The 25017-nt window shown below is 67.9% G+C and carries 17 protein-coding genes; 7 read left to right on the forward strand and 10 right to left on the reverse strand.

The genetic code is table 11. The features are described from left to right. Window positions 1-8: 8 nt before the first annotated feature. From ACFZDJ_RS06260 to ACFZDJ_RS06285, 6 genes are all read right to left on the reverse strand, one after another. On the reverse strand, window positions 9-998 hold the full coding sequence (locus tag ACFZDJ_RS06260; RefSeq protein WP_390927033.1) for a cation diffusion facilitator family transporter: 990 nt from the start codon (window positions 996-998) through the stop codon (window positions 9-11). A gap of 53 nt (window positions 999-1051) precedes the next feature. Next, entirely contained in the window at window positions 1052-1924 is an 873-nt protein-coding gene (gene tesB / locus ACFZDJ_RS06265; protein ID WP_168508811.1) for an acyl-CoA thioesterase II, read from the reverse strand. Between the two features lie 46 nt (window positions 1925-1970). Next, the gene (locus ACFZDJ_RS06270) at window positions 1971-3128 is read right to left on the reverse strand and encodes an acyl-CoA dehydrogenase family protein (protein ID WP_384918904.1); all 1158 of its coding nucleotides are present in this window, start codon (window positions 3126-3128) and stop codon (window positions 1971-1973) included. A 261-nt stretch (window positions 3129-3389) separates the two neighbouring features. After that, the gene (locus ACFZDJ_RS06275; RefSeq protein ID WP_390927030.1) at window positions 3390-3569 is read right to left on the reverse strand and encodes a hypothetical protein; all 180 of its coding nucleotides are present in this window, start codon (window positions 3567-3569) and stop codon (window positions 3390-3392) included. A 36-nt stretch (window positions 3570-3605) separates the two neighbouring features. Continuing rightward, window positions 3606-3785 (reverse strand): hypothetical protein, encoded by a 180-nt coding sequence (locus ACFZDJ_RS06280; protein ID WP_391056478.1) that lies wholly within the window; start codon window positions 3783-3785, stop codon window positions 3606-3608. 52 nt (window positions 3786-3837) lie between these two features. After that, on the reverse strand, window positions 3838-4440 hold the full coding sequence (locus tag ACFZDJ_RS06285) for a TetR family transcriptional regulator (RefSeq protein WP_391056479.1): 603 nt from the start codon (window positions 4438-4440) through the stop codon (window positions 3838-3840). 98 nt (window positions 4441-4538) lie between these two features. Here ACFZDJ_RS06285 and ACFZDJ_RS06290 point away from each other — a divergent pair, with 98 nt between their 5' ends. The 7 genes from ACFZDJ_RS06290 to ACFZDJ_RS06320 all read left to right on the forward strand — a co-directional run bounded on the left by ACFZDJ_RS06290 (window position 4539) and on the right by ACFZDJ_RS06320 (window position 13536). After that, the gene (locus tag ACFZDJ_RS06290) at window positions 4539-6155 is read left to right on the forward strand and encodes a carboxyl transferase domain-containing protein (protein WP_391056482.1); all 1617 of its coding nucleotides are present in this window, start codon (window positions 4539-4541) and stop codon (window positions 6153-6155) included. Between the two features lie 14 nt (window positions 6156-6169). Continuing rightward, window positions 6170-8128: an acetyl-CoA carboxylase biotin carboxylase subunit gene (locus ACFZDJ_RS06295; protein ID WP_391056484.1), complete on the forward strand. Its 1959-nt coding sequence runs from the start codon at window positions 6170-6172 to the stop codon at window positions 8126-8128. Then, complete coding sequence (locus tag ACFZDJ_RS06300) at window positions 8125-9081, forward strand: hydroxymethylglutaryl-CoA lyase (RefSeq protein WP_168508815.1); 957 nt, start codon at window positions 8125-8127, stop codon at window positions 9079-9081. Before ACFZDJ_RS06295 ends, ACFZDJ_RS06300 begins: the two co-directional genes overlap by 4 nt. Before the next feature lie 11 nt (window positions 9082-9092). Next, on the forward strand, window positions 9093-10253 hold the full coding sequence (locus ACFZDJ_RS06305) for an acyl-CoA dehydrogenase family protein (RefSeq protein WP_352047054.1): 1161 nt from the start codon (window positions 9093-9095) through the stop codon (window positions 10251-10253). A gap of 329 nt (window positions 10254-10582) precedes the next feature. Further along, entirely contained in the window at window positions 10583-11245 is a 663-nt protein-coding gene (locus tag ACFZDJ_RS06310; RefSeq protein WP_391056487.1) for a DUF4232 domain-containing protein, read from the forward strand. Between the two features lie 493 nt (window positions 11246-11738). After that, window positions 11739-12176, forward strand: coding sequence for a hypothetical protein (locus ACFZDJ_RS06315; protein ID WP_391056490.1), 438 nt, complete (start codon window positions 11739-11741; stop codon window positions 12174-12176). A gap of 115 nt (window positions 12177-12291) precedes the next feature. Then, window positions 12292-13536, forward strand: coding sequence for an IS701 family transposase (locus ACFZDJ_RS06320; RefSeq protein ID WP_391056874.1), 1245 nt, complete (start codon window positions 12292-12294; stop codon window positions 13534-13536). 168 nt (window positions 13537-13704) lie between these two features. Here ACFZDJ_RS06320 and ACFZDJ_RS06325 read toward each other — a convergent pair whose 3' ends face one another. From ACFZDJ_RS06325 to ACFZDJ_RS06340, 4 genes are all read right to left on the reverse strand, one after another. Further along, window positions 13705-13833: an Imm1 family immunity protein gene (locus ACFZDJ_RS06325; protein WP_391056876.1), complete on the reverse strand. Its 129-nt coding sequence runs from the start codon at window positions 13831-13833 to the stop codon at window positions 13705-13707. Between the two features lie 213 nt (window positions 13834-14046). Continuing rightward, on the reverse strand, window positions 14047-14439 hold the full coding sequence (locus tag ACFZDJ_RS06330) for a hypothetical protein (protein WP_390927021.1): 393 nt from the start codon (window positions 14437-14439) through the stop codon (window positions 14047-14049). Further along, window positions 14414-20962, reverse strand: a complete 6549-nt coding sequence (locus tag ACFZDJ_RS06335) for an RHS repeat-associated core domain-containing protein (protein ID WP_391056493.1) — start codon at window positions 20960-20962, stop codon at window positions 14414-14416. The genes ACFZDJ_RS06330 and ACFZDJ_RS06335 overlap by 26 nt, the downstream gene beginning before the upstream one ends. 148 nt (window positions 20963-21110) lie before the next feature. Beyond that, entirely contained in the window at window positions 21111-24842 is a 3732-nt protein-coding gene (locus tag ACFZDJ_RS06340) for a LamG-like jellyroll fold domain-containing protein (RefSeq protein ID WP_391056495.1), read from the reverse strand. Window positions 24843-25017: the final 175 nt, after the last annotated feature.

Consider the following 25017-nt stretch of genomic DNA (forward strand, 5'->3'; position numbering starts at 1 on the left):
ATCCCCTGTCACGGCCAAGGGTTCAGTCCCTCGTGGCGGCGTTGGGCGTACCCCGGTGTCGGGTCGAGGTACACCCGGCTCACCACGGGGAACGCCTGCCGCAGTCGGGCCTCCGCCTGTTCGCAGGCCCATTCGATCTGGGCGGCGGTCGAGACGTCCCTGAAGTCGACCTTGGCCGCGACCAGCGCCTCGCGCGGCCCCTGTACGAGGGTCGTGAGCTCCAGTACGGCCTCGACGTGCTCCACGGCGAGCAGTTCGGCCCGGATCCGCTCCCGCATCGGCTTGGGGAGGGGGCGGCCGATCAGCAGCTCGGCGTTGGAGCGGCCGAGGACCCAGGCGACGTACAGCAGGAGGAGACCGATGCAGACAGACGCGATGCCGTCCCAGACGCCGGAGCCGGTGAGCTGTCCGCCGAGCAGGCCGCCCGCCGCGAGGACGAGGCCGATCAGCGCGGCCGAGTCCTCCAGGACCACGGCCTTCACGGCGGTGTCCGGGGTGTACCGGAGGTAGCGCTTGAAGGGCGCCCCCATACGCTCCGCCTCCCCGCGCGCCTGGCGTACGCCGGTGCGCAGGGAGAAGCTCTCCAGCAGGAAGGCGACCGCGAGCACGATGTACGAGACGAGGGGGTCGCCCGGCTCCTCGCCCGCGACGAGGGTGTGGATGCCGTCGTAGAGGGAGAACACCGCGCCGCCGACGAAGGTGGCGACGGCGGCGAGCATCGCCCAGATGTAGCGTTCGGGGCCGTAGCCGAGCGGGTGGTCCTCGTCGGCGGGTTTCTCGCTGCGCTTCAGCGCGGTGAGCAGCAGCACCTCGGTGACCGTGTCGGCCACCGAGTGCGCGGCCTCGGACAGCATCGCGCTCGATCCGCTGATGACGCCCGCGACCGCCTTGGCCACCGCGATCCCCAGATTGGCGAGGGCGGCGACGATCACCGTGAAGGTGCTCTCGCCGCCACCGTCGTCGTCCTGCTGTCCGGCTCCCGCTTCAGTCATGGCCATGCCCCAGTCTTACCGGGTGGGCCCCCCGTCAGTCCTACCGGGCAGGCCCCGCCCTACCGAGGGATACGGACCACACCCTCCTGGATCACCGAAATGGCCAGCCGTCCGTCCTGGGTGTAGATGCGGGCCTGGCCGAGGCCGCGGCCTCCGGAGGCGGACGGCGACTCCTGGTCGTACAGCAGCCATTCGTCGGCGCGGAAGGGGCGGTGGAACCACATCGCGTGGTCCAGCGAGGCCCCGACGACGTCCCCGGTCACCCAGCCACCGCGCCCGTGCGCGAGCAGGATCGAGTCGAGGAGCGTCATGTCGGAGACATAGGTGGCGAGGACGACGTGCAGGAGGGGATCGTCGGACAGTTTGCCGTTCGTGCGGAACCACACCTGGGAGTGCGGTTCGCGGGTCTCGCCGACCGTGCCGTACGGAGGCGCGTCGACGTAACGCAGGTCGACGGACTCACGCGCTTCGAGGAGCCGTTCGACGACGACGGGGTCCTTGATGACATCGGCGTACAGCGGCAGCAGTTCGGCGGCCGTGGGCAGCGTCTCGGGGTCGGGCGCGGACGGCATCTCGGCCTGGTGCTCCATGCCCTCCTCGTACGTCTGGAAGGACGCGGAGAGGTGGAAGATCGGCTGTCCGTGCTGGATGGCGACGACACGGCGGGTGGTGAAGGAGCGCCCGTCGCGGATGCGGTCCACCGTGTACACGATGGGCGCGCCGGGGTCCCCCGCACGCAGGAAGTACGCGTGCAGGGAGTGCGCGTGCCGGTCCTCGGGGACCGTGCGCCCGGCGGCCACCAGTGCCTGCGCCGCCACCTGCCCGCCGAAGACGCGCGGGACGACGGCGGAGCGGGACTGGCCGCGGAAGATGTCCTGCTCGATCCGCTCCAGGTCGAGCAGATCGAGCAGGGACTCAAGTGCCTGACTCATACGTCAGTTGTACCGTGCAGTTGTTTCCGGTGATCTTTCGCGGGCCTTACAGGCCCATGTCCTTCGCGATGATCGACTTCATGATCTCGCTGGTGCCGCCGTAGATACGGTTGACGCGGTTGTCCGCGTACAGGCGGGCGATCGGGTACTCGTTCATGAAGCCGTAGCCGCCGTGCAGCTGGAGGCAGCGGTCGATGACGCGGTGCGCGACCTCGGTGGCGAACAGCTTGGCGCTGGCCGCCTCGGCGGGGGTCAGCTCGCCGGCGTCGAGAGCTTCGAGCGCGCGGTCGACGACGGCCTCGGCCGCGTCCACCTCGGCCTGGCAGGCGGCCAGCTCGAACTTGGTGTTCTGGAAGGCGGCGACGGGCTGACCGAAGACGACCCGCTCCTGCACGTACTGCTTGGCGAACCGGACGGCGGCCTTGGCCTGCGCGTACGCGCCGAAGGCGATGCCCCAACGCTCGGAGGCGAGGTTGTGGCCGAGGTAGTAGAAGCCCTTGTTCTCCTCGCCGAGCAGGTCCTCGACCGGGACCTTCACGTCGACGAACGCCAGCTCGGCGGTGTCGGAGGTCTTCAGGCCGAGCTTGTCGAGCTTGCGGCCGACGGAGTAGCCCTCGGACTTGGTGTCGACGGCGAAGAGGGAGATGCCGAAGCGGCGGTCCTCGGCGGTCGGGGCGGAGGTACGGGCGCAGACGATGACGCGGTCGGCGTGCACGCCACCGGTGATGAAGGTCTTGGCGCCGTTGAGGACGTAGTGCGTGCCGTCCTCGGAGAGCTTCGCGGTGGTCTTCATGCCCGCGAGGTCGGAGCCGGTGCCCGGCTCGGTCATCGCGAGGGCCCACATCTCCTCGGCGGAGACGAACTTCGGCAGGAACCGCTTCTTCTGCTCGTCGGTGGCGAGCATCTTGATGTACGGCAGGCCGAGCAGCACGTGCACACCGGAGCCGCCGAACTGGACGCCCGCGCGGGCCGTCTCCTCGTACATCACGGCTTCGAACTTGTACGAGTCGATGCCGGCGCCGCCGTGCTCCTCGTCGACACGGATGCCGAAGACACCGAGCTCGGCGAGCTTGTAGTAGAAGTCGCGCGGCGCCTGGCCCGCGGCGAACCACTCGTCGTAGACGGGAACGACCTCGGCCTCTATGAAGGCCCGCAGGGTCTCCCGGAACGCCTCGTGATCCTCGTTGAACACCGTACGGCGCACCGCCGCCACCCTTCCTTGCGCCTAAGCCGGCGCCGCTCTCGCGTACCTGGTTGCGCGCCGTCTGGGTTCCTCAATTGATGGTTGCGGCCCCAAATCTAAGCGCTTGCTCAGATGTCAGGTTACCCGTCGGTCACGACGACCGTCCAGAGTCATCGGCCGCCCTCCCCCATGACGCTCGTCACGCCCGCCCCGGCCCGGCCGGCCCGGCCGGGCGAGAACGCGCGAAGGCCGTCAGCCTGTCCCACGATCACGAATCACGGATCAACGCGCCCAAGGACCCCACCACTTGGGCGGCAGCGGGTCGGCCGGCGCCGAAGTCGGCTGATCGGGATGGAGGCCGAGCCGGCGCAGGGTGTCGGCGCGCACGCGGACGACGACGGTGCCGTGCCAGCGGCCGTCCGACCGGACCCCGCACATGAGGTCGATCCGGACATCGCACACGGCGAAGGGGTCCCAGTCGATACCCCGGTCACGCAGTCAAACCGCCATCAGCCGCCCCGGCCGCGGGCGGCCGGGAACGTTCTCGAAGCGGAAGAGGGTCACCCAGTCGGAAGCGGGTCCGTCCATGGCCGTGCGTCCATGCGCGGCCGTGCGTCCGTCCGTGGCCATGTGTCCGTCCATGGCCCTGCGTCCGTCCGTGGCCGTATGTCCGTTCATGGTCGCCATCATGGCGCAGGGGACAGAGCCGCCGCTCGAAAAAAGGCCCGAATCAAAGAACGGCGTCCCCGGCGGCCGCCGCGAAGGCGCCCCGCGCCATCCGGTGCAGCAGGGCCGCCGTCATGCCGCGCCCCGGCAGCGCCCCGGGCCGCCCGAGGTGGGGTGTCGAGTTCAGGAGGCCGAAGACCGAGTGCACCGCCGAGCGGGCGGTGGGTTCGGTGAGGGCCGGATACACCTCGCGCACGACCTCCACCCACAGCTCGACGTACTGCCGCTGCAACTGCCGTACGAGCTTGCGGTCGCTGTCGCGCAGGCGGTCCAGCTCGCGGTCGTGCAGGGTGATCAGGGGACGGTCGTCGAGCGCGAAGTCGATGTGCCCCTCGACGAGCGAGTCGAGGACCGCCTCCGCGCCCCCGTCGGCCTCCGCCACCCGGCGCTTGCCGCCGGTGAGCAGCTGCCCGCTGATCCCCACCAGCAGCTCGGCGAGCATCGCGTCCTTGCCCGCGAAGTGCCGGTACAGACCGGGGCCGCTGATGCCGACCGCCGCTCCTATCTCGTCCACCCCGACGCCGTGGAAGCCTCGCTCGGCGAAGAGCCGGGCAGCCTCCTTGAGGATCTGCTCGCGTCGGGTGGGGGCGTCGGTTCTCGTGGCCATGGAAGCAATTCTAGACAGGGAGGTTAGCGGTCGTTAACCTGGATGACATGCGTTAACGCTCATTAACTGGTGGACCACTGGTGAGGGGACCGCGGGACATGCACGAAGCACCGGAGCTGACGAGCGCGGCAGATCCCGCGTCGGAGGCCTGGCGGGCCAACGAGGCGGCCCATCGCGCCCTCGGCGAGGAGCTGCGCGCCAAGCTCACCGAGGCGCGCCTCGGCGGCGGTGAGCGGGCCCGGGAGCGCCACACCGCGCGCGGGAAGCTGCTCCCGCGCGAGCGCGTGGACACACTCCTCGACCCGGGCTCGCCCTTCCTGGAGCTGGCCCCGCTGGCCGCCCACGGGATGTACGACGGGCAGGCCCCGGCCGCGGGGGTGATCGCCGGGATCGGCAGGGTCAGCGGCCGCGAGTGCGTGATCGTCGCCAATGACGCCACCGTCAAGGGCGGCACGTACTACCCGATGACCGTGAAGAAGCACCTGCGGGCACAGGAGGTGGCGCTCGAGAACCGCCTCCCCTGTGTCTATCTCGTCGACTCCGGAGGCGCCTTCCTGCCCATGCAGGACGAGGTCTTCCCGGACCGCGAGCACTTCGGGCGGATCTTCTACAACCAGGCGCGGATGTCGGGGGCGGGGATCCCGCAGATCGCCGCGGTCCTCGGCTCGTGCACGGCCGGCGGCGCGTATGTCCCGGCGATGAGCGACGAGGCCGTGATCGTGCGCAATCAGGGCACGATCTTCCTCGGCGGGCCCCCCTTGGTGAAGGCCGCCACCGGCGAGGTCGTCACCGCCGAGGAGCTGGGCGGCGGCGAGGTCCACGCGCGTGTGTCGGGCGTCACCGACCACCTCGCGGAGGACGACGCGCACGCGCTGCGGATCGTACGGAACATCGCGGCCACGCTCCCCGCGCGCGGGCCCCTCCCCTGGGCGGTCGAGCAGTCCGTCGAGCCCAAGGTGGATCCGTACGGGCTGTACGGCGCGGTGCCCGTCGACTCCCGCACCCCCTACGACGTACGCGAGGTCATCGCGCGCCTGGTGGACGGTTCGCGCTTCGCCGAGTTCAAGGCGGAGTTCGGGCAGACCCTGGTCACGGGCTTCGCGCGCATCCACGGACACCCGGTCGGGATCGTCGCCAACAACGGCATCCTGTTCTCCGAGTCCGCCCAGAAGGGCGCCCACTTCATCGAGCTGTGCGACCAGCGCGGCATCCCCCTGGTGTTCCTGCAGAACATCTCGGGCTTCATGGTGGGGCGCCAGTACGAGGCCGGCGGCATCGCCAAGCACGGCGCCAAGATGGTCACGGCCGTCGCCTGCACCCGCGTGCCCAAGCTGACCGTGGTGATCGGCGGTTCGTACGGCGCGGGCAACTACTCGATGTGCGGCCGGGCGTACTCGCCGCGCTTCCTGTGGATGTGGCCCGGCGCCAAGATCTCCGTGATGGGCGGCGAGCAGGCCGCGTCCGTCCTCGCGACCGTCAAGCGCGACCAGCTGGAGGCGCGCGGGGACTCCTGGCCCGCCGAGGACGAGGACGCCTTCAAGGCCCCGATCCGCGCCCAGTACGAGCGGCAGGGCAGCGCCTACTACGCGACGGCCCGTCTCTGGGACGACGGCGTGATCGACCCGCTGGAGACCCGGCAGGTGCTGGGGCTCGCACTGACCGCCTGCGCCAACGCGCCACTGGGTGACCCCCAGTTCGGCGTCTTCCGGATGTGATGAGGGTGCCCGAGATGTTCGACACAGTCCTTGTGGCCAACCGGGGCGAGATCGCCGTACGCGTCATCCGCACCCTGCGCGCGCTCGGCGTCCGCTCGGTCGCCGTCTTCTCCGACGCGGACGCCGACGCCCGGCATGTGCGCGAGGCGGACACGGCGGTACGGATCGGTCCGGCGCCGGCCGCCGAGAGCTATCTGACGGTGGAGCGGCTCCTCGAAGCCGCCGCTCGCACCGGGGCCCAGGCGGTGCACCCCGGGTACGGCTTCCTCGCCGAGAACGCCTCGTTCGCGCGCGCGTGCGCCGAGGCCGGGCTCGTCTTCATCGGCCCGCCCGCGGACGCGATCGCGCTGATGGGCGACAAGATCCGCGCCAAGGAGACGGTGAAGGCGGCCGGGGTCCCGGTCGTTCCCGGCTCGTCCGGCAGTGGGCTCACGGACGCTCAGCTGGCCGAGGCCGCACGGGAGATCGGCATGCCCGTGCTGCTCAAGCCGTCGGCGGGCGGTGGCGGCAAGGGCATGCGACTGGTGCGGGACGCGTCGGCGCTGGGCGACGAGATCGCCGCGGCCCGCCGCGAGGCCCGCGCCTCCTTCGGCGACGACACCCTCCTCGTCGAACGCTGGGTCGACCGCCCCCGGCACATCGAGATCCAGGTCCTGGCCGACGGCCACGGCAACGTCGTCCACCTGGGCGAGCGCGAGTGCTCCCTCCAGCGCCGCCACCAGAAGATCATCGAAGAGGCGCCGAGCGTGCTCCTCGACGCCGGCACCCGCGCCGCGATGGGCGAGGCGGCGGTCCAGGCGGCCCGCTCCTGCGGGTACGAGGGCGCGGGCACGGTCGAGTTCATCGTCCCCGGCTCCGACCCGTCGTCGTACTACTTCATGGAGATGAACACCCGCCTCCAGGTGGAGCACCCGGTCACCGAACTGGTCACGGGGCTCGACCTGGTGGAGTGGCAGCTGCGGGTCGCCGCGGGCGAGCGACTGCCGTACGGGCAGGAGGACATCACCCTCACCGGGCACGCGGTGGAGGCACGCATCTGCGCCGAGGACCCCGCACGCGGCTTCCTGCCGTCCGGCGGCACGGTCCTCGCCCTGCACGAACCCCAGGGCGACGGCGTGCGCACCGACTCGGGGCTGAGCGAGGGCACAGAGGTCGGTTCGCTCTACGACCCGATGCTGTCCAAGGTGATCGCGTACGGGCCCGACCGCGCGACCGCGCTGCGCAAGCTGCGCGCCGCCCTCGCGGAGACGGTCACGCTCGGCGTGCAGACCAACGCCGGATTCCTGCGCCGGCTGCTGGCCCATCCGGCGGTGGTGGCGGGGGACCTGGACACCGGGTTGGTGGAGCGGGAGGCGGAAGGGCTGCTCTCCGGCTGCGGTGACGTACCGGAGGAGGTGTACGACGCCGCTGCCGCGGTACGGCTGTCGTCGCTGGCCCCGGCGGAGGGCGGCTGGACCGACCCCTTCTCGGTACCCAGCGGTTGGCGCCTCGGCGGCGAGCCCGCACCCGTGGTGTTCCACCTGCGCGCGCCGGGACTCGAACCCGTCGCTCACCGTCCGCGAGGCACGAACACCGTCACCCCCGGCCAGGTCTCCGTCACCCTCGACGGCGTACGCCACACCTTCCACCGCGCCGGCGACTGGCTCGGCCGCGAAGGTGACGCCTGGCATGTGCGCGACCACGACCCCGTGGCCGCCTCCCTCACCGGCGCGGCACACGCCGGGATGGACTCGCTCACCGCGCCCATGCCCGGCACGGTGACCGTCGTGAAAGTGGCCGTGGGCGACGAAGTGATCGCGGGACAGAGCCTGTTGGTGGTCGAGGCGATGAAGATGGAGCACGTCGTCTCCGCCCCGCACGCCGGGACCGTCAGCGAGCTGGACGTCACTCCGGGCACCACGGTCGCCATGGACCAGGTGCTGGCCGTGATCACGCCGTACGAGGAGACGACACCGTACGAGGAGACGACATGAGCACCCCCGAACTCGGCCTCCCCATGGTCGTACCGGCCCCGGAGCTGCCCGCCCGGGTGCGGATCTACGAGGTCGGCGCGCGCGACGGGCTGCAGAACGAGAAGGCGACCGTGCCGACGGAGGTGAAGGCCGAGTTCGTCCGGCGCCTCGCGGACTCGGGCCTGACCACCATCGAGGCCACCAGCTTCGTCCACCCCAAGTGGGTGCCCCAGCTGGCGGACGCGGAGCAGTTGTTCCCGCTCGTGAGCGACCTGGGCAGGTCTTCGGGGGTGCACCTCCCGGTCCTCGTGCCCAACGAACGGGGTCTGGACCGGGCGCTGGCCCTCGGCGCCCGCCATGTCGCCCTGTTCGCCAGCGCGACGGAGTCCTTCGCGAAGGCGAACCTCAACAGGACCGTCGACGAGTCCCTGGCCATGTTCGAGCCGGTGGTGTCCCGGGCCAAGGCGGACAAGGTGCACGTCCGCAGCTATATCTCGATGTGTTTCGGCGACCCCTGGGAGGGGCCGGTCCCCATCCACCAGGTCGTACGCGTCTGCAAGGCCCTGATGGACATGGGCTGCGACGAGCTGAGCCTCGGCGACACGATCGGCGTGGCGACGCCGGGTCATGTGCAGACCCTCCTCGCCGAGCTGAACGAGGAGGGCGTGCCGACCAGCGTGCTCGGTGTGCACTTCCACGACACCTACGGCCAGGCGCTCGCCAACACCCTGGCCGCCCTCCAGCACGGCGTCACCACCGTCGACGCCTCCGCGGGAGGCCTCGGTGGCTGCCCCTACGCCAAGTCCGCCACCGGCAACCTCGCCACCGAAGACCTCGTATGGATGCTCCAGGGCCTCGGCATCGACACCGGTGTCGACCTCGCCCGCCTCACCGCCACCAGCGTGTGGATGGCCGAGCGACTGGGCCGACCCAGCCCGTCCCGCACGGTCAAAGCCCTCTCCCACAAGGAATGATCCCCATGTCCCTGGACCACCGCCTCTCCCCCGAACTCGAAGAACTCCGCCGCACGGTCGAGGAGTTCGCACACGACGTCGTGGCCCCGAAGATCGGCGACTTCTACGAGCGGCACGAGTTCCCGTACGAGATCGTGCGGGAGATGGGCCGCATGGGCCTGTTCGGACTGCCCTTCCCCGAGGAGTACGGCGGCATGGGCGGCGACTACCTCGCCCTCGGGATCGCCCTGGAGGAGCTCGCCCGCGTCGACTCCTCCGTCGCCATCACCCTGGAGGCCGGCGTCTCGCTCGGCGCGATGCCGATCCACCTCTTCGGCACGGAGGCCCAGAAGCGGGAGTGGCTCCCCCGCCTGTGCTCCGGCGAGATCCTCGGCGCCTTCGGCCTGACGGAGCCGGACGGCGGCTCGGACGCAGGCGCGACCCGCACGACGGCCCGCCTCGACCCGGACACGAACGAATGGGTGATCAACGGCAGCAAGTGCTTCATCACCAACTCCGGCACGGACATCACGGGCCTGGTCACGGTCACCGCGGTCACCGGCCGGGGGCCCGACGGCAAGCCGCTGATCTCCGCGATCATCGTCCCGTCCGGCACCCCCGGCTTCACGGTCGCCGCCCCGTACTCGAAGGTCGGCTGGAACGCCTCCGACACCCGTGAGCTGTCCTTCGCCGACGTCCGCGTCCCGGCCGCGAACCTGCTCGGCGAGGAGGGCCGCGGCTACGCCCAGTTCCTGCGCATCCTGGACGAGGGCCGCATCGCCATCGCGGCCCTGGCGACCGGCCTCGCGCAGGGCTGTGTCGACGAGTCGGTGAAGTACGCCAAGGAGCGGCACGCGTTCGGACGCCCGATCGGCGCGAACCAGGCCATCCAGTTCAAGATCGCCGACATGGAGATGAAGGCCCACATGGCCCGCGTCGGCTGGCGCGACGCCGCGTCCCGTCTCGTCGCGGGCGAGCCCTTCAAGAAGGAGGCGGCGGTCGCCAAGCTCTACTCCTCCACCATCGCCGTCGACAACGCCCGCGACGCCACCCAGGTCCACGGCGGCTACGGCTTCATGAACGAGTACCCGGTGGCCCGCATGTGGCGCGACTCCAAGATCCTGGAGATCGGCGAGGGCACGAGCGAGGTACAGCGGATGCTGATCGCGAGGGAGCTGGGGCTGACGGGCTGAGCGCCCGCCTGCGCCGAGGCCCCGTGAACACCCCCTGACTCGGGCACATCCGCGCCGTTCAGGGAAAGGGCGACTGGCGGATTTGGGCCAGGTCCGACGGTCGTGACCACGCTGTACGGAGGTCGCGGGCGGCCCAGATCTGCCAATCCCGCTACGGCTCCGGCCGATCCTCGCTGGCGGACAGCCCCTGGCCATGCGGGGGCGCCGCCACGGCGCCCCGAGATACGCGCGAACTTTTCCGCGCCGGCGTGCATCACACAGGGATGACGGGGCACATGGCGCCGTTCACACGCTCGTCTCGGGCTGTAAGTTTCAAGGAGCAAACAGACATGGCAACCTTCCTGACGGCACGACGTGTGGCGTCCGCGCTCGGTGCAGTGGCCGCCCTGAGCCTGCTGACAGCCTGCAACGACGGCCAGGGCACCGCCAGCGCTCCGAAGACGACATCCGGGTCGGGCCAGCAGGCCTCCGGTGATGACTCGAGCGCCGCCGACACCACGACGAACACGGGCGCCGCCTCCACCGGCACCGGTGCGCCGAAGGGCTCCGGCGGCACCTCGGTCTCCGGGGGCGGCGCCACGAGCACTCGCTGCACGGCCTCCCAACTGCGCGGGAACGTCGGCGAGAACAACCCGGGCGCCGGGCAGGAGAACTTCCCGCTTGTCGTGACCAACTTCTCCGGGCGCACGTGCACCATCGACGGCTACCCGGGCGTCGCCTTCGTGGACGGCTCCGGCAAGCAGCTGGGACCGGACCCCAAGCGCGGCTCCGGCAGCCCCACCAAGATCACGCTGGCGCCGGGCAAGAGCGCCTGGGCCGGACTGAGTTTCGGCAACCCCGAGGTCAGTGGGGCCCGTAAGGCCACGCCCACGGGGATCCTGATCACGCCGCCGGACGAAAAGGTCTCCCTGAAGGTGGACTGGACAGGCGGCGCGGTACCCGTCTCCTCCGCCGCGAACCTGACGGCCTTCCAGGCAGGCACTGGCGCCTGACCCGTTCCCGCCCCACACCCCACTGCCGCAGAGCGACCGCTGTCCGCTCTGCGGCAGTGGGGTTCGCCATGGAAGCGCTGCTGTTGTCACAGGGCGTCAAACCAACCCCCATGTAGCAGGATGAGGGGGCCCAACGAGGCAGCCGCACCATTACCGTCCCGGACGATATACGTCGCCGCCACTCCCACAGGGACGGACCACCTCCACGAAAAGCAAGATCCGCGCCAACTTACGACTTCGAGCAACATGCCCCCAGCCAGGCACCGACTGCCGGGAAAGTTCGGGGACCGTGGGAGGACCAAGCGCGCAGCGTGAGGCAGCTCCTCTTGCCAGCCGCTCGAGCGGCGGTCACATCGCTGCCTGCTGGCGCCTAGTACTCCAGCTGTAGATCTTGATCTTGGCGCTTGAGTGGAGGCCGTCTCGGTTTGGCTGGTCGCGTACTGCCGGCTTCCGGCAAGTAGACCCGGGCCTGTTGAGTAGGCACTATGCCTCGGTGAGCATCATCATCAAGTTCTTCCTGGCGCCGGACCGCGACGCTGCCGCTGCCGTCGTGGAAGGCGGCCCCGATGGGGTCTTCGAGTCGCTGACGTACGGCAACTTCGATGCCGAAGAGGCACTGATCGAGTGGGAGAGCATCTTCACCGGTCGCAGCTTCGAAGAACTCGTTGCCGCTGATGAGCCCGAAGTCGTTGCCGACCCAGGCGATGGTGAGGGCCCGGTGATCCTCGCTGCTTCCCGGGTGCTTCAGGATGCGCTTGCCGCTGCCGATGAGCACCGGCTTGTCGAGGTCAGCCAGCTGTGGGTGCAGGAGCGCGCGGCAGACGGCGAGGTATTCGACCTGGAGACGGCAACCGAGGTCCTGAGCGGCCTTGCCGACCTGGCACGGGCCATCGGTGAGCAGGAGGAGAGCCTGTACTGCTGGATGGCATAGAAGCGGACACGGCCACCATTGATCATCGTCGGTTGTGTGGACAAACGAAGATCAGCCGGTGGCCGTGAGCCACAGCGTAGACCCTGCCCGGTGGCAGCCGGTGTTCGAGGACCTGATGGCGTGGGTGGCAGGCCGGTTCTCCCGGGTGGAGCCGCGGCGCAGGGCACGGGCGTTCGTTCTGGGCCTGCTCGCGGAGCTACCGCGGAAGAACTGCTGGACGATCGCCGAGCACGCCGGCGACACCAGTCCGGCCGGCATGCAGCACCTGCTCAGCCGTGCATCCTGGGACGCGGACCGAGTCCGTGACGACGTACGGGACTTCGTAGTTGAGCACCTCGGAGACGAGGACGTTGTCCTGGTGGTGGACGAGACCGGTGATCTGAAGAAGGGGACCGCGAGCGTCGGGGTGCAACGCCAGTACACCGGCACCGCGGGGCGGATCGAGAACTCCCAGGTGGCCGTCTACCTCGTCTACTCCTCCTCGGCCGGGCACGCTGCCATCGACCGGCGCCTCTACATCCCGCGCTCCTGGACGCAGGACCCTGACCGGTGCCGGGCAGCGGGCATCCCGGAAGACTTGAGCTTCGCCACCAAGCCCGCCCTGGCCACCGAGATGGTCGCCCAGGCCTTGGACGCCGGCGTGCCAGCCGCATGGGTCACCGGCGACGAGGTCTACGGCGGTGACCCTCACCTGAGCGCAGAGTTGGAGAGTCGTCAGATCGGCTACGTTCTGGCCGTCTCGCGCAAGCGGCCGATCCCCACGCGCGCGGGCGTCTTCCCTGCAGGCGTGCTGGCCCACTGCCTGCCGAAGAAAGCCTGGCAGCAGCTCTCGGCAGGAGACGGTGCCAAAGGCCACCGCCTCTACGACTGGGCCCAGGTCGAGATCGACAGTCCGTCGGACAGTACGGGCCACCGATCGCTGCTCGTCCGACGCAACCAGCGCACCGGTGAACTCGCCTTCTATCGTTGCTACTCGGCCTGCCCTGTCCCGCTGACCGCGCTGGTCAAAGTGGCCGGGCGCCGCTGGACCATAGAGGAGACCTTCCAGTCCGCCAAGGGACTGACCGGGCTGGACGAGCACCAGGTCCGCCGCTGGACCTCCTGGCACCGCTGGACCACCCTGGCCATGCTCGCGCACGCCTTCCTCGTGGTCACGGCCGCCATCGAAGGGATCACCACGGCCGCACCGCCAGGACTCGCCCCACTGACGTGCGGCGAGATTCAGCGCCTCTTCGCCGCATTCGTCGCCCAGCGTGCCCGCGGCTTGGCGCATCGACTCAGCTGGTCACACTGGCGCCGACGACACCAAGCCCGTGCCCGCACCAGCCATCACCAGCGCCAGACCGCTCAACGGTCATGATCAAGATCTACAGCTGGAGTACTAGGCGCCGACCGGTTGGGAAGAAGAGGTCGCCCCCACGCAGGCAGAGAGGGGCGGGGACGCTGCAACGCAACGTGCGACTTCCCCGCCCAGAGTCCTACTTCGCCCTATACGACGCCCCGCGTCCAAAGACGTCAAAAACTCCGGCTAATCGAGCCTCGCTCCGTGGGTGTCACTGTGAACCCATTTAACGCACGTTGGACGATCCCCTGTTCCGACTCTGCAAAACTCCTCGATAGCCTCTCGGACCAGCGGGACCGGGATAACACTCCGCAGATCATGGACCTCGGAAAGCTGGGGTCGCGGACGACACGAGGGTCGAACTTGGGCAGGTTCGTGTTATCCGATACCCAGGCGTGTTCTGATATTCCGTCTTTAACCCTCTCGGCGCGCTCAGCACTGACATATCAGATCAGCCCGCCGTACCCCTTCGAGGGATTAGCCGCGACAGGCGGCCTACCACGAGGGTAGGCCGCCGGGTATGCCGCATCAGCTGAAGAGATCGACCCCCCCAGAGTGCGGAAGGCGATCCTCGAATTCGCATGCGGCGACGGCTCGAAAACCCGCATGCCATAGGGCACTCAGGCACTCGCCAATGGCGTTCACAAACGCCTCTGCGCTAGCTCCTGAAGCCTGCTCGCACTCTACGACAGACGGCCAGGCCACGAAATCAGACCTATTCGCTGAGTCGATCTCGTAATCGTTGTGCGCAACATACGCCTTGACTGCTGAAGCCCTGACCATATCGGATGCCTCGATGCTGCCTCCGAGGCTGTGTGCGACGCAGCGCAGGATCGCTTCCCGGTTGTCCGAGTCGATATAAATGGAACAGTCCAGGCCAATACCGGCAAGCTCGTCACCTGATGCCGATGAATGGTCCATTGTCGAAATCTCCTCCCATCTTGATGATCGATACATCGACGTGGTCCACTTCGTCACCCAGAATGCCCTGGACCTGACTGCGTAACCCGCTGAGCTTTGGTATAGAGTCACCCGCCGTGATCTTACCGGTCTCGATCGCCCGGTCTCTGGTGCGTGCCCTCGCGGAATCGGACTTCACGTTCGACCAGCGCTTGGCAACCATGGCGTCGAACGTCTCCGGCGTCACACGCACGGCAATGTCGAGGTCCGATGCTCCCGTCATGTTCGCCGTCACACGACTGCCCTGTACTACGACGTCTGCCTCGAGGTTGAGGCCCTTTCGAAACACTTGTCCAATGTCAGAGAATTGTGATCTAGTCAAGCCTTCCGGGAGACGTACTGTCTGATTCCAACGAGTGCCTGACCGTAGTCCGAAGAAGCCAAGAGATCCACCGGTCATCCCAGTCATGACACCGAACTTGTAAAGACTGTTGCGGGCGCTGCAGACCCACTTGGATTCGCCGGAAGGGCACGGCAGGTCTTCGATGTCGTCCGCATGCACCGATTGGCTCTCCTGAACGGTTTCGCAACTACTGGCTGCTGCCCAGACGCACACTCCGTTCGGGGCCTGCCAAACGTACTGCCTCGGTGCCTCCTTCATTTGCGGAACTTCAGCGAAGACGATCACGTTCCCGGAGCTGCTGGTGTGGGATGTTCCGCCACCGCCTCCCCCACCAGCAGTTCCGCACGCATCGGCCAGCACGTAGTAGCAGCCGCTACCGCCCGCACCACCGCCACCGCCGGGCTTGGTGGTGACGCCGCCGCACGGGTCCTGAAGGACGAAATAGCACCCGGTGCCGTTCACGCCGCCGCTGCTTCCCTGGTCAGCGGGGTATTGCAGACCCGTGGGGTCGGACTGGGTGACGGGACTGTTGCCGGCGTAGCTGAAACCGTTGAGTGACTGGTGTTGATCGACCGAGAGGACCGGGTCGACGCTGATGAACTGGCCGATCGACGGGTCGTACTCGCGGGCGCCGACGTGCGTCAGGGCCGTCGATGCGTCGGCCGGCTTGCCGAGGAAGGCCTTGTCGTCGGGCCAGGTGGTCGCTTTCGTACCGCGTGATCCGCCGAACGGCGAGCTGTAGCGCTTCGTGATCGCGTACGTGCTCGCGTCCAACGCGACGCTCGACGTGCCGTGATGGTCCCCGGCCAGGAAGCTGAGCTTCGTGCCCGTGGTGCCGGAGACCGCCGTACGACAGGCGATGGTCTGGCCGTTGGCCGCGTAGTAGCGGGTGCCTGACAGGGTCTTCGTCGTTCCCTTGACTGTCAGCCGCGCCTCGGTGCCGCCCCCCAGGTAGAGGATCGTGTCCCCGTCGCCCTTCGCCCGCCGGATCAGCAGTTCGCCGTTGGCGTCGTAGAGGTAGCTGGTCTCCTTCGTGCCCTCGGTGAGCCCCGCCAGCTTGCCCTCGGTGTTCCAGGCCAGCGTCTGCTGAGCCGCGGGGCCCGGACGGGTGATGGTGTTGCCCGTGCTGTCGTAGACGTAACTACCGGTCGTGGCGCCCGTCGTCTTGTCCAGCGTGTGGGGCTTGTTGTCCGTGGTGTCGTCGTACTTGTACGTGGTGGTCTTGTCACCTGATGTCGCGTGCTGGGTTTCCGTCTGGCGCTGACCACCTGCGTTGTACGTGTAGGACGTCCAGTACGGAGCCGCGCCGTCGATGTTGGACATCGCGCGGCCCGTCGCGGCGCAGTCCGCGCTCTTTGGCGTCCAGGCCTCGGTCATACGGCTGTAGCCGTCGTAGGCGAAGCACTGGTAGTCGGCCTTGGCGATGCCGCCCTGGGTGGTGGTGTCGAAGATGGACGTGACGTTGCCCGCGTCGTCCTGCTTGAAGTTCAGGTCTTGGACCGGGTAGCTGTGAACGTCGTCCGTCACCTGGGCCCGGGTGAGACGCCGGGTGCCTTCTTCGTAGAGCCAGGTGAGATAGGCCTTCTTCGCCGAATCACCCCCGTCCATGCCCAGGGCGAGCTGCGCCAGGTCGCCCTGCGGAGAGAACCCGGCGCCCTGGAGATAGCCCGTCGTCCCTCTTGAGGTGAGCTGCTGGCCGGTGGAGTTGTAGCCGTACTTGACCGTCTCCGCCGCGAGGCCGGCTACCGCCGGTGCTGCGGACTGATCCACGGTGCCGTCCAGGTTGTAACTGGTGGTGAACGACAGCGTCTTCGGCACGCCTGCGGTCACCAGCGGATCGGTCTCAGGCAGGAGCAGCTGGCTTCCCGTGACCTGGTAGAGGTTGTCGTACGACGTGACCTTCTGGGTGTAGGCCTTGCCGACGACCCCACCGTCATAGCGCGTGGCGGTGTCTTGCTGTCCCTTGGCTACAGCGTCGAAGCCCCAGGCCGCGAGCTTGTTGGTATCCGTCTTGTCGGTTTTCCACATGCCGGTCCTGCGGCCGAGATCGTCGTACTCATACAGGAGTGTGTTGTTAGCCTTGTTGGCGTTGACGGTCTTCGTGACCTGGTCGAGGACGTTGTACTCGGTCGCCGCCCTGCCCTTGTCCGGATCGACGGCCGCGGTCTGGCGTCCGAACAGGTCGTACTCGTACGACCACTTCGACTGATCGGGGCCGGTGATCGTTTCCTGCTGGCCGCTCGGCCGGTAGGTGTAGTCGGTCGTGGTGTAAGCAGTACCGGTCGGCTTGGGGCCCGGGTACTCGCGGCGTTCCGTCGTCTGCCCCAGAGCGTTGGTGACCACCGCCGTCGCCTGACCGCCCGCAGGAGCTGTCGTGGACACAGTGTCACCGGTGTACGTGGTCTCGGTGGTCCACCGGGTCGCGCTGTGGACCTTGGTCACCGCCTTGATCGCACGCTCGGCGCCGTCGTAGGTCGTGTCCGTCTGGATCGGGGCCTGACCCTCGGAGGTTTCGACCGGCGTGGACGCCGGCGTCGAGGTGCTGTCCCAGATGTCGGACTGCTGGGTGATGGCCAGCCCTCGCGAGTCGTACAGGCCCAGGGAGATGAGCCGACCACCCTGCGGGGTCGGGGACTGGGTCTGCCGGGTACGCAGGAGCGAGTCGTAGAAGGTGTAGCTCGTGTTGTAGCCGGAGCCATCACCCTTGAGAGCGCTGGTGGACACCCAGGACATGGCCGAGCTTGTGATCTTGTAGTCGTAGACGTAGTTCGGTGTCTTCTTCAGGACCGTAAGACGGTTGGGCAGCCACACCTTGGTGACACGTCCGAGGCTGTCGTACTCGGATTCCGTGACCTTGTTGTTGGGGTCGGTGCTCTTCACCGTCGCACCAGTGGCGAAGTCCACCGCACTGGTGGTCGTGTACCCCTTGAAGTTGCTGGCGCTGGTGGAGGTCAGCGGTCCTGCGTCGACCGGAACGTACGTGGTGTCGGCGACGAGCCGGTCGCCTGCGTCCTTGACCACACGCAGACGGCCCAGAGTGTCGTAGGAGCTCGTCGCGGTCTTCTGCCAGGCCGGAGTGTCATCGCTGCCGTAGCCCTTGGCCCGGCCCGTCCAGACCGCATCGCCCTTGGTCGGCTTCTGGCTCGCGGACCAGACGGTGGCCGCGGTGTCGTCGTAGATCGTCGCCGTGTCGGAGATGACGTTGCCCGGACGCGACGAGTCCCCGGGCAGGTCGAGCGCCGAGTCGGCGGTGGCACAGGTCTTGGCGACGGTACGGGTGCGCGAGACAAGGGAGTTGAGACCCTTGTCGTCGTTTCGGGCGTACCAGGTGCGGGTGCACTTCTCGTCGTCTTTGACCGCGTCGTCACCCTGGTCTTCGACGGTGTCGGCCATGCCGTAGTCGTCGTAGGTGGTCTTCACCGTGCGCACCCGGTCGTACGGGGTGAGCTTGCTGGTGATGTTCGTACGAGCGTGAGTGGCCACCGTGCGCACGTAGTACGCCTCGGTGTCCGCGTACGACTTGTGCTGGGTCGCCGTCCGCTTCGACCAGGGGTCGCTGATCGTGCCCGAGACCTCGGTGTCACCGTCGTAGGTGGCCGATTCGCGGGTGAATCCCGCGTACTCGTCCGAGTCGGTGATCTCCGCGGCTTTGATGCCGGAGACCTTCACCGGCTTACGGGCATCCGCGTCCGGGGTCTTCCCGTCCGAGCCCAGGACACGGTCTCCGTTCATGCCCCGCATGTACACGGTGACGGTCTTGCTCTGCGTGCGCCCGGAATTGCCCGTGAGGTGGGTGACCTTGCCGAAGCCGCGCCAGATGGACCAGGTGCGCTCCTTGGCAGGAGTCATCGGGTCCTCGTTGTAGTGCCAGGCACCGCCACCGGAGTACTGGTAGGTGTGCTGGACGGCTTCGGAGCCGCCCTGCGGGTCGGTGGTGGACACCGAGCTGACCGGGTACTTCTGAAACCAGTCGAGGATGGGGTTTTTCTCCCCGTTGGGAGACCAGTCGACCGGGTAGCAGCGTTTGGCGTTCTCGTCCACCTTCGGCTTGCTGCCGCCCGCGGTGCAGTCGGCGTCCATGTAAGTGACGATCGTTTGCGCGCCGGTCTCGGACGTGACGGTCTTCAGGCGAGGCTTGTTCAACGGCAGGATGTCGTCAGCCGCGCCGTCGACTCGGTTAGGCAGCATCACATGGCTGAACTTGACCGGATCAAGAGAGAGGTCCGTGCCGCGCTTGCCAGTGTGCTTGATCTCATCCAGCCACAGGGACTGGTCGGTGGAGTCGCCGGTGTCACCGGGGTCGAGGTACAGCTGCTTGAGGGACCACACGTCCACCGGCTCGAAGGCAGGGGGGGAAGTCGCTTCGTTCCAGGCATAGGTGGTGATCGCCGTCATCCGCTTGCGGGTGAAGAACGCCGGGCTGACGTTGCCGGTGCACTTGTTATCGTCCTTGCAGACCGCGTCGAACGGCACGTCCGGCCAGTTGTCGCGAGTGTCCTTGGTCATCGAGTCACAACCGCTGCCCGAGGCAAGGCAGCGCTCGTCATAGGTGAAGACCACCTTGTCCGAAGCGACCGGAGAGGCTGAGAAGAGCGCGCCGGCGCGCTGGCCGTAACGGATCTCCTTCAGGTAGCCACCGCGGACGTAGTCGGTACCGGTGTTGTCATCGCCGAGCTTGTCGTAGTTGTTGTGCTCGGCCGTGTACCAGTACGACATCGCGTTGCCGTGGGTGTCCTCGACATAGTCGAGGTTCCAGCGCCAGGCCTGCTTCTTGTCCCGGCCGGAGAAGCTGGTCCCGTCGGAGTATCCGGGCTCCCCCGCATCGTCCCCGAACACTGGCACGGTCCACACCGACTCGGTGCGGTCGTCGGCGCCCGCACCGTCGAGTTTGTCCAGGCCGAAGACGTACTTCGTGCCGTCGCCCGTGACGACCGTCCAGTACTCACCGTTGTCGTCGTTGTTGTCCGCGCCGGTGGAGTGGGTGACCGTGGAGGCGTCGTCGTTCTTCAGCCGCCACTTGCCCGTGGTGTCGTCCTTGACCAGCTCCGTCGCCTTGCCGTTCAGCACCAACGACGCGTTGTCGTACTTCCAGCACAGGTCGTACTTCTCGCTCTGCCCGTCGTCATCGCACGAGCCGTACTTGCGCTCGATGAAGGACGAGGTCAGGTCGAAACCTTCACCGATCTGGCTGCCCTGGTTGTTCGTGTTCGCGGTACGCCCGTCGACACTGCCAGAGTCGTACGAGATCGACAGGGCGGGCTCGGAACCCGCTGCGGCGGGCGGCACTCGCAGCGGATACGACCACGTGAACGTGCCCGACGAACCCCCTGCCTCCCAGGTCGACGAAGCGGACAGCGAGGTCGCCTTGTAGTCACCGCTGCCCGACTTGGCGCCGGTACCGGCCGCGAGCGCCAACATCATCGGCGCGCCGTTGGACACAAGACTCAGCGGTGCCGAGATGCGGTCGTTCGCACGGTCGTTGCTGGAGTCGAGGCCGGTACGCTTGCGGCACTTCGCCTTGAACGGATCATCCAGAGCGCAGTCCGGCAGCCGGGAGAGTTGCAAGCGCCCGGCCCAGTCGCCGCCGTAGGCCGAGGCGAAGGCCGAATAGTCCAAGCCGAGGCGGGCCTTTCCACCGCCCGTGGGGCCGGTGACCTTCAGGACCACGCCCTTGACACCGAGCGACCGTGCCGCCTTCTGGTCCAGCACCTGCACCGTCAGAGACGCGGCCGCCTTGCCCTTGGCGGGCCTGGCCACAGTGACGGGCAGGGCACCCGGGGCCGCCTTGACCGTGCCTTTCGACGGGACCTTCAGGGACGTCCTGCCCGATGTGGGCCAAGTGGTCCGTCGCCGCTGGTCGAGGTGGGCCCGCGCGGCCGCGGCCTGATCCGCCGCGGCGGATTTCTTCACCGTGTCGGCGGCCTTCTTGTTCACCTCGGCGGTGAACGGGCTGACCTTGGCGGCGCGTGGCGCCTTCAGTCCGGGGTCGCCCAGCGGATCAGCGTCCGCCGCGAAGGCGACGGGAGTGAGAAGGCCGGGAACCAAGGCCAGTCCGGTGGCCGCGGCTATGCGGCGGGACCAGCGTCTTCTTGTTCCGCCACCGCGGCCCGGTCCAGGCCGTGGTATGCCGAAGGGGTTCATGTGACTTCTTCCTGCACGCGGGCAGCCTTGAGCCCGGCGCGTGCCGTTGGGTTGGATGGGAGAAAGAAGAGGAACAGCGCACGTGCCACCGCTGCCGGGCGGCCGCGCTCACGGCGCGGGCCGCCCGGCGATGGACGATGGCTTGGGCTCAGATGTTGTCTGGGGTAGCCAGGACCTGTGAGCGGACCTGGTCGGCGGTCATGGCTCCGGTCCAGACCCTCAGCGAGTCCAGGGCGCCGGGCAGGTAGTAGCCCGTGGATCCGACAGCCGTGCCGCGGCCGCCTGCGGAGAGAGCTCCGGTGCCCTGCTGGAGCGCGGAGAACCCTGACCTGTCCTCACCGGGCTGCTCGAACTCTCCAACGTACAGATGCAGTTGCCCCATCCGATCCTCGGTCCTGGACGGATCGCCCGGGTCGGTCCACTGCCACCCCTCCTGCGCATCGAAGACGCCGGTGACATCAACCCCCGTGTCCGTTTCGGCGACATCACCGGCGGCCACCTCCGCGCTCTGGGTGACCTTGCCATCCGTTCCGACGGCGGTGCGGGTGAATTTCCACTGGTAGACGCCGGTGTCGGGTTTGACCACCCACAGCGCCCATGAGGACTCACCGCCGATCGCCTGTCCCGCCACTTGGGCCTGATAGCCCACCGGCTTGGACGCCAGCTTCAACGAGTCCAGCCTCACGTGCGCCGACACGGTGAACGAGCCGGTCTCGTCAGTCACCGGGCCCGTCGCCGAGGCGTAGCCCGACGTTCCGTCCAGGACAAGGGCGTTGTTCTCCTCGTCCAGCACGGCCCCCGTGGGTGACAGTGACAGCGCCGGCGCGGGGTAGGGGGACACCTCCTTGACTTGGTTGCCGGTCGAGGATGTGGCGTCCCAGTACGCCACGAGTTCGTTGGCCGCAACGCCGTCCTGCAGGACTTGCGCCTCCTCGGCGATCTGCTCCGGCTTCAGGGCGTCCTGCCACACGGAGACCTCGTCGACGCGCCCGCGGAAGTTCTCCCCATAGACGCCGCCGACCAGGGAGCGGCCGAACTGCAGACCGGCCGAGGACGTCCACGGCTGATATGCGGTGGACAACGAGTTCAACACCACCGGCTTGCCCTGTGGGCGGCCGTTGACGAAGAGCTGGATGGTGTCGTTCGTCTTGTCCGTGTCCTTTCCTGTGTCGAATACGGCTGCCAGGTGTGTCCACGCATTCAGCGGCTGCGGCCCGGCGTCAGCGATTGACCGCAGGTAGACCGGGCTGTCCTTGACGTCCGCGGCGGTGCGGTTGAAAACCCACTTCTTGTAGCTCGTGGAGTAGTACAGCGTGAACGCCGACCCGTATGTGCCGGGCGCCGACAGCACCACACGGTTCTGCGAGGCGTCCGTCAGGTAGACCCATGCCGAGACGGTGAAGGAGTCCTTGGTGTTCACGGCCGGGACTGCGGTGGCGGCGTAACCCGAGCGCAGTGTGTCGTCCGAGCCGTCATTGAGCCACAGTGAGTAGTCGGCGTCGCCGCGGCGCGCCAGGGTGGACCAGCCCGCGCCTGCGGTCTGCAGCGTGGCGTCGTGCCGGGTTCCCTCGGTGGCGGTGTCCTTCGCCACCGTCACCCCGGAGCCGGGTGCCCCGTCGCCGAAGTGCCAGCGGCCGACCGCGCCTGCGGCTGGAGCCACCTTGAAGATGAACTCCGCGGGCGTACCCCACCGGTCGTAGACGTCCTTGGCCCGTACCGAGAGAACCTGGGTGCCTGAAAGCGGAGGTGTCACATCCTTGACGTCGGCTTTGAGTTTGCCGGCTACCTGCCGGGCCGGAGTGGACAGCAGCTTCCACTCATAGGCCTTGACGTCGGTGTTCCCGGCAGCGTCGATGTCGGCGGCGTTGGGCTGGAAGGTGAAGGAACCGGGCACACCTGGGCCTCCCTTACCGTCGCAGAGTGTGCCGCACTCGGTGTAGGGGGAAACGGCAGTGATACGGGGCATCTTCGGTGCCAGCGAGTCGATCTTGAAGTAGCACCAGGAGCTGTAGGAGGACCAGAGGTCGCCGCTCTTGCCGTCGTAGGACCAGTGCGACTGCGTCCGCGCCCTGTAGCGATACAGGCCCCCATCAGCACGGTCGTTGGTGCGCAGCTTCTCCAGGGTCTCGTCGGGGTGCCAACCGGGGTTCGGCATGTAACCGGTCCACGCTTCGTGCCAGGGCGAGTCGTCACCGCGCTCGATGACGTACTCGGCCTGCAGGGAGCCCTCCTCGCTGCCCTTGTGGGCCTCCACCAGGGTCTGCACCCGGGCCTGCACCATCGGATCCTTGCGCGTCACGATGAGCGGATCGGTGGACGACTTCTTGCAGTACGCGGTGGTGCCATTGCCCGGAATGAGGCCGACGTCCGTAGGTACACCGGGTTTGTAGGCGAAGGTGACCTGCAGCTCGGCGCTGTCGTCGAAGCGTTTCCAGGCCCGCGGATCGCCCTCGTCCTTGGCCCGCAGCATCAGAGTCAGACGGCTGATCTTGCCATCCGCGAACGAGCGGACCGTGTTCTTCAGATTCTCGTCCGGCTCATCGGGGTTGTCGTTGAACTCGATCCACGCATCCGGCTGGTCCGGGCTGCACAGGGAGCCTCGTCCCGCCGAGACGTAGCGGTCACCCATCAGGTCGAGTTGCTTGGGTCCCGGCCACCGGGTGCCCTCGGAAATGTTGTCCGTGCGCACCAGGTCGGTCCAGTGCGGATCGCAGTTGAACGACCATGTCTCACGGGCGCGGAAGGTCGCGTCCAGCACGTACTTGCCGGCCAGCTTGGTGGGCGCGAACTCGAAGTACATGCGGTCTACGTAGCCGCTGCCGCAGGAGTAGCCGTCCGCGGTGCCACACTTGCCGACACCCTTGTCCCCGTCGAACATCCAGAACTTGTCGCCGTCGGAGGAGAGCTTCGTGCGCTCCGAGACACCCAGGCCAACGGAGGGGTCGATGTAGACCGGGTAGACCGTGCCTGTGCCGCGCAGCAATGACAAGTCCGGGTGCACAGCTACGGTGCCGTCGTCCACCTTGACCGGTAGCACGGCACTGGCGTCGCCGTCACCGGGCTGCGAAGGGTCGTCCCGCGGTCCCCCGTTCGCGGGTACGTCCGCAGCGGACCTCAAGAGCTGAGTCTTCGACCCGGTTTCGGTTCCACCGGCGGAATCCCACATCTGCCCGGCGGGCCCACGGAAGACCGCGTTGCCGTCCTCGTCGAGGGCCCTGAGACCGCCACCGGCGCCGGGCACCACGGTCAGACCGTCCCCCGAGGCCGCGAGCCTGACCTGATCCAGCGCGGGGTTCTGAGCGGCCTCGGACGTCTTGACGACAAGCACCTCGCGGTAGCCCTCAGCCGTGGCCGTCAGTTGAAGATCCACCCCGGCCAACACCTCGGCATAGGTGGCTGTTGCACCATCCAGCGTCGGTTCGGGCAGCGGACCGGCCCACCCCAAGGTGATCGACCGGCCGTCCTTGGCCAGGTCGAGCATGTCCGAACCCGGACCGCCGCCGGAGAAGGAAAGGTCAACGACCGCTCCCCTGGGGGCGATACGGCCGTCGGCCCTACGCTCCAGCGTGGGATCCACGGCGCTCCAGGACCCGTCGCTGTTCTTGACCCGCTGCGGTGTGGTCGCCTGCCTCAGCGTGAACGATCCGTCTGGATTGGCGCTGGTGGTCGAGTACTCGGTGCGGTCCGCCGTCACTTCTACGGGTTCACCGGAAGCCTGCGCCTGGGCCAGCGCGGTCGACTCGCCCACCACCTCCGGCCCTGCGTCCACGGCAGCCGCCGACACGGCTGTCCCAACCGGGAGTACGGGCAGCGCCGACAGCGCCAACGACGCGGCCACGCCCCCTAACAGCAGGCCGGACAGTCTTCGCGACCTCCACATGGGCGCCACGACGCCCCACCCCGTTTTCACCGCTTTCACTCCGCTCACAGGATTCTTACAGTAAGCGAAGAGTAAAGACGTCATTACTTAAGCCAGTCAACGTTCATTACGCATATCAGCTCCCTCTATACCCCGATGCATCCAGGTTTGATCCGGCGGGCGAGCAGCACTTGTC

Source organism: Streptomyces sp. NPDC007896, assembly GCF_042959425.1.
Taxonomy (GTDB): Bacteria; Actinomycetota; Actinomycetes; order Streptomycetales; family Streptomycetaceae; genus Streptomyces.

Bases quoted from the DNA above. Each gene is read 5' to 3' on its own strand.
- ACFZDJ_RS06260 (WP_390927033.1), bottom strand. From the start codon at position 998: ATGGCCATGACTGAAGCGGGAGCCGGACAGCAGGACGACGACGGTGGC.
- tesB (WP_168508811.1), bottom strand. From the start codon at position 1,924: ATGAGTCAGGCACTTGAGTCCCTGCTCGATCTGCTCGACCTGGAGCGG.
- ACFZDJ_RS06280 (WP_391056478.1), bottom strand. From the start codon at position 3,785: ATGAACGGACATACGGCCACGGACGGACGCAGGGCCATGGACGGACAC.
- ACFZDJ_RS06285 (WP_391056479.1), bottom strand. From the start codon at position 4,440: ATGGCCACGAGAACCGACGCCCCCACCCGACGCGAGCAGATCCTCAAG.
- ACFZDJ_RS06290 (WP_391056482.1), top strand. From the start codon at position 4,539: ATGCACGAAGCACCGGAGCTGACGAGCGCGGCAGATCCCGCGTCGGAG.
- ACFZDJ_RS06295 (WP_391056484.1), top strand. From the start codon at position 6,170: ATGTTCGACACAGTCCTTGTGGCCAACCGGGGCGAGATCGCCGTACGC.
- ACFZDJ_RS06300 (WP_168508815.1), top strand. From the start codon at position 8,125: ATGAGCACCCCCGAACTCGGCCTCCCCATGGTCGTACCGGCCCCGGAG.
- ACFZDJ_RS06310 (WP_391056487.1), top strand. From the start codon at position 10,583: ATGGCAACCTTCCTGACGGCACGACGTGTGGCGTCCGCGCTCGGTGCA.
- ACFZDJ_RS06320 (WP_391056874.1), top strand. From the start codon at position 12,292: ATGGCGTGGGTGGCAGGCCGGTTCTCCCGGGTGGAGCCGCGGCGCAGG.
- ACFZDJ_RS06330 (WP_390927021.1), bottom strand. From the start codon at position 14,439: ATGGACCATTCATCGGCATCAGGTGACGAGCTTGCCGGTATTGGCCTG.
- ACFZDJ_RS06335 (WP_391056493.1), bottom strand. From the start codon at position 20,962: ATGAACCCCTTCGGCATACCACGGCCTGGACCGGGCCGCGGTGGCGGA.
- ACFZDJ_RS06340 (WP_391056495.1), bottom strand. From the start codon at position 24,842: ATGTGGAGGTCGCGAAGACTGTCCGGCCTGCTGTTAGGGGGCGTGGCC.